General features: G+C 50.0%; 6 protein-coding genes. 4 read left to right on the top strand and 2 right to left on the bottom strand.

What is annotated here, in order from left to right; all coding sequences use genetic code 11:
- Positions 1-189 precede the first annotated feature (189 nt).
- Entirely contained in the window at positions 190-522 is a 333-nt protein-coding gene (locus PHV74_12820) for a hypothetical protein (protein ID MDD5095240.1), read from the top strand.
- 141 nt (positions 523-663) lie between these two features.
- Here PHV74_12820 and PHV74_12815 read toward each other — a convergent pair whose 3' ends face one another.
- Entirely contained in the window at positions 664-2,856 is a 2,193-nt protein-coding gene (locus PHV74_12815) for a PKD domain-containing protein (protein MDD5095239.1), read from the bottom strand.
- A gap of 376 nt (positions 2,857-3,232) precedes the next feature.
- Between PHV74_12815 and PHV74_12810 the strand changes: the two genes are divergently transcribed.
- Positions 3,233-4,429, top strand: a complete 1,197-nt coding sequence (locus PHV74_12810; protein ID MDD5095238.1) for a Xaa-Pro peptidase family protein — start codon at positions 3,233-3,235, stop codon at positions 4,427-4,429.
- Between the two features lie 216 nt (positions 4,430-4,645).
- Here the strand turns inward: PHV74_12810 and PHV74_12805 are convergent, their stop codons facing one another.
- Positions 4,646-4,948 carry a putative quinol monooxygenase gene (locus PHV74_12805; protein ID MDD5095237.1) on the bottom strand — a complete coding sequence of 101 codons (303 nt, stop codon included), beginning with the start codon at positions 4,946-4,948 and terminating at the stop codon, positions 4,646-4,648.
- Between the two features lie 272 nt (positions 4,949-5,220).
- Here PHV74_12805 and PHV74_12800 point away from each other — a divergent pair, with 272 nt between their 5' ends.
- Both PHV74_12800 and PHV74_12795 read left to right on the top strand, forming a co-directional pair.
- Complete coding sequence (locus tag PHV74_12800; GenBank protein MDD5095236.1) at positions 5,221-7,743, top strand: hypothetical protein; 2,523 nt, start codon at positions 5,221-5,223, stop codon at positions 7,741-7,743.
- Between the two features lie 57 nt (positions 7,744-7,800).
- Positions 7,801-8,808 (top strand): nitrogen fixation protein NifH, encoded by a 1,008-nt coding sequence (locus PHV74_12795; protein MDD5095235.1) that lies wholly within the window; start codon positions 7,801-7,803, stop codon positions 8,806-8,808.
- The last annotated feature ends 163 nt before the right edge of the window (positions 8,809-8,971 follow it).

Here is an 8,971-nt window from a genome sequence, read left to right as displayed (position 1 = left end):
CTGGTAAACCATCGGTCAAATTCCTGGAATGTCCCGGGATAATCAATGCCAGAAACAGGATGAACAGACTCTTCCATGCCTACATACTACATTTTGTGGCCGGTTGAGTAAAGTGCATACCCACTTAAACAATTTGTGACTGCCAGAGTGAGGAGTGTATTCCATATCCCACTGAACTTTGCAGCAGTCATGAAGAGAAATGTACCTCTCATCGAAACCGCAGCTGCAAAACCAGAAGAGATGATCGTCCTGTCGGATGAGAATTCCCTTTGGGGAGCGGATATCTATATTTCAGTTACCAAGGTTGTTCCGGGAGCCACGATGGCGACACTTTCCGGAACATTCCTGAGTAAGGTTTTTGAAGGGTCATACAAGAATAGGGGCAGATGGCACAAAGAAATGGATGAATACGTCAAAGCCAAAGGTAAAAGCACAAGGAAACTCTATTCTTACTATACGACCTGTCCTAAATGTTCAAAGAAGTACGGCGAGAACTACGTGGTTCTCTTGGCTCAGATATGATTCGAAACAAATTGGCTTCTAACAACGGCATGAACCATCGACCCCAAGAGCGTCCATTTTTGAGTCTGGGTTAGCGTCAGGAATTGGATCGGTAGAAAAGAGTCGTTTCGCATAGCACCTTGCAGCCGGTGATCTCCAGCGTTAAGCTTCACTCGGCCGGTATATCCATTCGATAGTGACATATCTATCATATACAAGCACTTTAGCTTTAATGATGAATTCGCCACTATTCTTGGTTAAATACCATTCCATGGTAGAGGTACCGGTAGGCTCTTGTTCTACATCAAGACGTTTCAATTGCCGGAAACGGTCTCCCCCATAAAGCTCGATTACCCCAGTTGTATATCTCGGCTTGTCGCCGGAAACGGTCATGTTCCACGTTGCCGTTGTCTCGATCTTCTGATCCTGAACCACCTCAGAGGGCAGCCCGCCGAAATAGACCTTCAGGATACTTACCCCGGCATCAGTGCCTCCGGCACCCGCTGTCCTGACATCCCAGACTATCTCCCAGTCGGTGAGAGTGGCGGTTCCCGAATGGTTGCCGTACTGATCTCTCCAGGTAATGGGCTGCTCCGGCAGGTCGGATAATATGGTTTCAGCCAGCACAAAACGCTTCAGTCCTGCTTCTGGAGAAGCTTCTGGAGTAGCCTCGGTAATTTCGATATTGCGCGTGTCGTTGTCAGAACTGCCAGTGGCATCGAATACCTCCACCCTCACCGGATACGTTTTGGCCTCGGTATATGTGTGAAAGACAGGAACGACTGTGCCCTCATATGGGGTACGCTTAAGCCCCACATCCTTCTCAACCTGAAGCTTACTGTCATCTCCCCAATCGATAGTCAGAGTATAGCCAGTTTTCTTGCCGGATGTGACCATCACACCGCCACGTACTTGAATACTGAATGAAACTCTTTCATTGGGTTTTGCCTTCGCCGGAAGATCAAGCATGTGAGTATGAAGGGCCTCATCAGCCTCAACTATTATCGGAAGAATCGCAGTAGCTGTTCCCTCTTTGTTATCGCTGGCATCAACTTTCAACAGATACTCTCCTGGTTCATAAAATGTGATGAGCTCAGTTGAGGTAGCGACGCCTTCTGTGATACTGAATTCCGTAACATTGCGCGGTTCACCTCCAGGCGAGAGCAACCAAATATTGCGATACGGAAGTTTGCCGCCCGCGGTCTTGGCCACGTATGGTTCAATCAACCCAGGATCATACCATTCGAGGCGCTGCTGCCCCTCGATGATGACGCTTAACGCTTCGCGAATTACCCTGACCATAACATCCCCGGACTCGCTACGCCCCTGGTGGTCTACAGCGGTAACCTTGACGTGATAGTTTTTTGGGTCCTTATAAATCTTCGTCGGCAATCCGAATTTTGTAGCCTTCGCTCCGGTAGTGGTCGGCCCGCCTTTCTCACCATCTCCGAAATCCCAACTCCAGGTAATGGGTAGTTCGAACTCTCCGTAAACAGCAGCGGACACGATTACTTCATCACTCAAACCAATTATCGGCGTTCTGGTAGTTACGCCCACTGTAAAGGGATCTCGACTATTCGGTCTGATTCTGACGTATTTATAACCATACCAGCGCCATCCCTTCAAAAGGTCGATGAACTCATAGGAGATTCCAGCATATCCTTCTTCCTCACCAGCTTCAACTACAGCAGCCACATCGCCGGAGAAAACCAGAGAAGCGTTACCGGTTACTTTCCATGTTGCACCTGATATCGTCGATACATGGTTTCCTAAATCCATCCGGTACGTTGTTTGTTCACCAGGCACTAATTCCGGTTTTCCGCTTACCACCAAGTTCCTATTATTCTGCATCAGGTCCCCAATAATAAATGTAGAAAATCCCGGAGTGACGGCAACCAACTCGTCCTCTTCCACCTCTGTCATCAGGAAGGTTGTGGTACCGTCGGATTCCACCCGAATGACAACCAAGTTTTCAGGGTTACTCGCTACTTCCGGGATTGGGAACCGCAGCGTCACCGGTTGCGCCAGTGCAGCTGTTGCGCTAATAGCTAAAGCTTCACCCACCGCCTTTACGTCGTCCGGTAACACCGGCGTTTGCGTTGGCTTAGAATTGATTTGGGCCCCCTCCGGCAAAGCACCTGCCGGCACGCTTATGGAGCCGCCTGAATCCAGTGTGATCTCAGCGCCTCCAGCAGTACTGCTGGAGGATTCAGAAGGGATAACGCTTGAAGAGGGGCGACTGTCTTGTTTATCATCGCTGCTACCGCCACATCCCGTGATCACAAGTATGGCAGCTAACATCAGTGACAAGTATATCAAAGGTGTTTTTGAAGTGGTTCCTTCAGCAAATCTCATGAGAAGGTCTCCTTTTCAATTACTGCTTATAGTTTTCGAGAGGCCCACAAACATCTCTTTTATTTAAGCATATAATCAAACTTGTGTCAGCCTCATATATCCCAAGAAGTGACTTTATTTCACAATTAATATGCTATGGCTCTCTGGGATAAGTTTTTATGAAACCCAACACGGACTTTTCGGGGCGAGCTTGAAAAACATTTTTTTCTTCCGATGGTAGGTTTTTCATTCGTTTGGTGCCCTACCAACGGTTGACTTTAAATCCGGCCATCAACTACAATGGCTGAAAGGTTGTGGGCACCAAGGGTTGATTAGCATATCACCCCTCAACGCCAGTTATGCCGAGCGTTAGAGCTCAGAAAGGTGAGGGTCAGCTATGTCGGAATTAATTTGTACTCCTCAATCAGAGATTGAAACCAGAATTAAAAAGCTCCAGAAAAGTCTTGATCAACACGGCGTTGACGGCGCGATTATCGTCCATCACACCAATCTTTTTTACCTGAGCGGCACCTCTCAAAATTGTCACCTTTTTATCCCGAGAGTCGGGGAGCCGGTTTTGATGGTGAAAAAGAGTTTTGATCGGGCAAAAAAAGAGTCACCCCTGGAACACATTGCCAGTGTTACCAGCCTCAAGGAAATACCCTCGTTTCTTCATAGCAAAGGCTACCTCAACTTGAAAGTCGTGGGATTTGAGCTTGACATTGTACCTTTCAATACCGTTCTAAGTTACCAGAAACTTTTCAATCAATCCGAACTTGTAGATGTATCCGGTGACGTTAAGAATATAAGGGCTGTTAAATCTGGCTGGGAGATTGATCTGTTAAGAAAGGCATCCGTTGTTATCGACGCGGTGTTCGCGGAAGTTCCCGGCATGTTGCGTGAAGGAATGACCGAGATCGAACTGGCAAGCCTTTTTGAGGCCGGTATGCGAAGGAGAGGCTACGGTGGGATTTGCCAGATGCGGGCCTTCAACCAGACTTTTTATCTTGGTAATCTGGTCTCAGGAGCAAGCGGAGCAGTTCCCAGCTATTTTGACGGCCCCATTGGAGGATGGGGGTTGACCCCGGCAAACAATCCGCACGGCGCCGGATGGAAGAAGATCATGCGCAACGAGGCCATCTACATAGATTACACTTGCGTGGTCAATGGCTATACCGCAGATGAAACGCGGATGTTTGTGCTGGGGGGTCTGCCCGAGAAAATGCTTCATGCCTTCAAGGGCGCTGTCATCATTCAAGACGCTCTAAAAGATATGGCAAAACCAGCTGTTGAGTGCCATACCCTTTATGACAAGGCGTTTGAAATGGCCGCTGAGATGGGATATGAAGATAATTTCATGGGAATGGGCAAAGATAAGGTGCGGTTTGTAGGGCATGGGGTGGGGCTTGAGTTGGATGAAGCACCCACATTCGCAAAAGGTATCCGGATGCAACTTCGACCCAATATGACCTTTGCACTGGAGCCCAAATTCGTATTTCCGGAGGGAGCCATTGGAATTGAAAACACCTTTCTGCTGAAAGAAGATGGGGTTGAAACACTGACCAAAACACCCGAAAAGATTTTCTTTGTGTAGGGGCCTTATACAGTCACCAACTCCCTTTGTTGCATGATGACAGGGATTTCGATCCGATGGTATAGATTTCCTGGGACTGAAGATAATCGGCACATATCAACAGAATCAATTGAAACCTGGATTGGCATGTTCTCTTGGGGCAGGTTATGGCAGACACCATGCCCCAGCCAAGGATCATCTGGTCCATGTTCTGCTTACAGCCCTGCTTCCGTCTCCCTACTTCGGCTTGATGGCGCTGATCTGTTCAAAAAACTCCAGATCCGGGGCTCCATCCGCCATACCACTTAATTTCTTGGACAACTCCTGGAAGTGCGGCGTGGCCGTGTGAGCCTCAAACGCTTTTCTGTCGGTGTATTTTTCATAGACGAAGAAGCGGCTGGGATTCTTCTCTCCCCGGTGGAGGGTGTATTCGAGTGTGCCGGGCTCGGATTGAACCTTGGGCATCATTGCTTTGAATGCGGCTTCCGCCTCTTGCTCTTTGCCTTTTTCGATAGGGAAGATCGCTTTGACGATGAACATTCCTCTCCTCCTTTTCGATCTGATTTTCAGGATACCCGAGATGATCTGAACCTCTCCGCTGAATTGTGCTCTCGTTTGCCGTTCATTATAGCATAAAACCATCTCAACAATGGCCTCACCCAAATTCGCCGATTGATTGAGTGGCTGTCCGGGTGCTGACATTACAGGTGCGTGGGTTGCCAGTCACAATTTGCAGGGTTGGGTGGTATAATACACCCGACAGTTTGTGTAATTTGTCCGGCGCTTTATTTGGATGCGAACCATTCAACTGCGTGACAGATGAAAACGAACAGTCTACAATCGAGTCGGGAGCCACAGACATGCAGGTTTTCAGTCTACGAGGCAGGCGAAAGCATTACCTTGTCTCCTTCCTGATTCAGGTATTCCTGTCGACATTTCTTGTCCTTCAGTGGGACGGCTTCGTCTTCGCCGAATCTGTCAGAAACCTGCTCCACGGGGTAACCCCTTACGAATTTATCGGTTCCCCTCCGCCATATGCCTATCACACTCTGGAAACGCCTTCGTGGTATGCTTACCCTCCTCTCCCTCTCTTGATGATGACGGCATCGTATGGCCCCCTTTTCTTCCTCTTCGGCAGCAATCCGATAGTGGAAAGGGTCTTCATTGCCATGCCATCCATCCTGGGCAACCTACTCTGTGCTCACTTGGTGTACAAGCTGGTTGCCGGGGTATCTTCACAGGAGTCGGCCTCCCGAGCGGAAAAGCTGATACTCTATAATCCCTTCCTTATCCTGATCGCTGCCGCAAGGGGGATGTTCGATATCTGGATGATCAATTTCTTGCTGCTCTGCCTGCTATCGCTTCGGCAAGAAAAGTATTACAGGAGTGGCCTATACTTCGGGCTGGGGCTCCTCATCAAGCCGATCTTGGCTGTATTCCTTCCCATTGTGCTGGTTTACATATGGAACAAGTCTCGAAGTATCACTGTTCCTGTGCGTTTCCTGGGCTGGGCCGTGATGACTTTTGCGATTGTCTGCCTTCCGTTCTTTTTCTCAGACCCCGATGGGTTTGCGCATCAGATTGCCGGAATGCACTGGGCAAGGCCTCCGGGTGGCTATACGCTGGCCAGCCTCTTCAGTAAATTGCCGTCTTGCTTGTTTTCCCAGGTTTTCGCCTCGGTCATAACGGTTGTATTCTCGTTGCTGCTGGGAACAGCCATTCTAATGATCGCCCTCTATTTCCGCATCAAACGGACGGACCAGGAGAATAACTTGGTGGCTGCACTGTTTCTGGCAATATTGCTCTTTACTCTGCTGAACAAAGTCGCCAATCCGCAGTATTTCGTCACTGTGGTGGTATTGGCAATAGTCTTGCTCTATACATACAGAACATACGAGTGGTTTTCCAGGGTTGACGTCCGGCGATATTACAAATGGCTGGTCATCCCGTTTGTCTGCGCCACCATCCTCAAAGACGGCCCCTACAATGGCCTTCTTCCCTATGACATCGCCATGAAGCTGATGCACATGACAGGGGCTCAACTCGAACTGCTAATCGTCAACCGGATGCCCTTTTCTCCCGGTTCTCATGATCTCCTGCTGGGCATTGGGTGCGGCCTCCTGGCAGCACCCGCCGTGATATTGGCAATGTCCATCTCCTATCGGGCGATCAGGCAAATGATTCCCACCATCTCTGATCATGTTTGCACACGCGTGGCTGAAGCGTGGCCGACAATAGGAAAGACAGCCATTGTGAGAGGGATGAATGTGTCACTGGCAGGGCTTTTGGTCGCCATTCCGCTATCTACCGGGTGGATGAGCTATCGGAATGCCGTTGCAGATGAGGTCGTTCCGCCAGCCCTTCTGGAGGATAAGCTGGTCGGTGTCTTCTATCATTACTGGTGGCATAATTCTTCTTATGACCCAGACATTCAATCGGATAATTGGCTGTCATCCACGCTGACGCCTGCCGAAGGATACTACGATCTCAATCCGGCTTACATGGGAGAAGATATCCGGTTGATGAAGCAGGCACAAATCGACTTTGCCGTCGTTTCCTTTGGCAACATCTACCCCGAAAGATACAGCATGTTTGTTAGTGCCTGCGAACAACAGAGTTTCTACTTTGTTCCCATGATCGAGGTTTATGATTTTGCCATAGATCAACCCTCTGTCGACGATGGTGCGATGACCTTGGACGCAGACTCAAGAAAGAAGATGGTCGATAAGATTGATGCTGCCCTGTCGCTTAAGGATTCACCATGCTATCTCTCCTATCGGGGGAAGCCGGTACTTTTCATCCATGCCACCCCATATTTCCCGTATGACAGGGGCGACCAATACCCGGAAGCCTTCTGGTCGGAAATCCAGGATGAGATTGAATTGGAGCACGGAGAAATTTTTTGGGTGATCAATTGCGGCTTCTCTGATCAGGCAGCGGTATTGGGAGATTTCGATTCACTCTTTCTACTCCCCTCGCAGGTATGGCTGAATGCCGAGAACGGAGAGGTGGCCATCGGGACATGGAAAGATCGCACAGCGAGCATCAGTCATTTGTCCGCCCAGCCTCGGATCGCTACCGTCCTGCCTTACTATGATGGCTTTGAGCCGGACGAGGATGATCGCCATGAAGACCCGCTGGTGGTGGCAGGGAAGTCTACGTATGACATATTCTGGGAGATGGCGCTGGAAAGCGACCCGGATATGCTGCTCATTTTCAGCTGGAACCAGTACTTTGCGGGTGCGTGTATTGAACCCACCGAGGAATTTGGGGATATGTTCCTCAAGCAGTCGCGTAACTGGATTAACGAGTTCAAGTCTAATGATTCCAATTGAACCTTTTAACAGCAATCGGAGCTATTCGAATCTTGTAGCTCATAAGGTGCCAGGCAGATGAGCGATTGGAAGGCATATCTGAAAGCAGATACAACGGACTGGCTGTTGGAGGAGGATAATCCGTCGGTCCGGTATCTGACCATGACGGAAATCCTTGACATGCCGGTCGATGGTGCAGCCGCACAAAAGGCGAAGGCCGCCATCATGAAAACGGGAGTGGTTCCGCAGATTCTGGCCAAACAGGAGGAGGGCGGCTATTGGGACGACCCTGAGAAGCTGTATGTGGCCAAGTACAAAGGAACAGTATGGCAACTCATCATCCTGGCCGAGCATCAGTCCGACGGAGAAGATGAACGGATTCAGAAAGCCTGCGAGTTCTTGCTTGAATATTCCCAGGACATCGAAAGCGGTGGATTCTCGATGCATCGTGCGGTGAAGATGGGTGGCGGAAGGCACAGCGAAGTGATCCCATGCCTGACAGGGAACATGGTGTGGAGCTTGCTTCGGTTTGGATTCCTGAGTGATCCGCGGGTTCAGCGGGGAATCGACTGGATTACGCAATATCAGCGATTCGATGATGCCGCAGAGTCTCCGCCAACAGGTTGGCCTTATGACAAGGCGGAGCCTTGCTGGGGAAAGCACACCTGTCACATGGGTGCGGTGAAAGCGCTCAAGGCTCTTGCCGAAATCCCGGTCGCGCAGAGGCCCGTGAAGGTTCAAAGCACACTCCAAGAGGGAGTGGAATTCATCCTCTGCCACCATGTCCACAAACGGAGTCATGACCTTGCCCGGGTATCCAAGCCCGGCTGGCTGCGATTCGGTTTTCCCCTGATGTACCAGACGGATGTGCTGGAGATATTGGGGATACTGACACAGCTCGGCTGCAGGGATGCGAGAATGCAGGAAGCCGTCGATGCAGTTGTGTCAAAGCAGGATTCTGCCGGTAGATGGAAGCTAGCCGACACCTTCAATGGACGCTTTCAAGTCGATATCGAGGAAAAGGGAAAGCCCAGCAAATGGATCACCCTGAGGGCTCTCAGCGTTTTGAAACAGTACTACGGGTAATCAGAGAGGAATCTCGGCGGGTCGTCTCCTCAAAAGGCGTCTTATCAACAGACAGGAGGTGTCCGTTGCTCAGGTTGGTGTTCGGCATATTCCTCGTGCTGCATGGCTTTGTTCATCTGTTGTACTTCGGACAGAGCCGGAGGCTCTTTGAGCTTCAGCCGGG

This window comes from Dehalococcoidia bacterium, from assembly GCA_028711995.1.
Taxonomy (GTDB): domain Bacteria; phylum Chloroflexota; class Dehalococcoidia; order SZUA-161; family SpSt-899; genus JAQTRE01.
The sequence above is the reverse complement of the archived record's forward strand: the minus strand, read 5'-3'. Positions and strand labels throughout refer to the sequence as shown.

What these genes read in the sequence shown, in the direction of transcription:
- PHV74_12795 (MDD5095235.1), top strand. Translation starts at nt 7,801, where the DNA reads ATGAGCGATTGGAAGGCATATCTGAAAGCAGATACAACGGACTGGCTG.
- PHV74_12820 (MDD5095240.1), top strand. Translation starts at nt 190, where the DNA reads ATGAAGAGAAATGTACCTCTCATCGAAACCGCAGCTGCAAAACCAGAA.
- PHV74_12815 (MDD5095239.1), bottom strand. Translation starts at nt 2,856, where the DNA reads ATGAGATTTGCTGAAGGAACCACTTCAAAAACACCTTTGATATACTTG.
- PHV74_12810 (MDD5095238.1), top strand. Translation starts at nt 3,233, where the DNA reads ATGTCGGAATTAATTTGTACTCCTCAATCAGAGATTGAAACCAGAATT.
- PHV74_12805 (MDD5095237.1), bottom strand. Translation starts at nt 4,948, where the DNA reads ATGTTCATCGTCAAAGCGATCTTCCCTATCGAAAAAGGCAAAGAGCAA.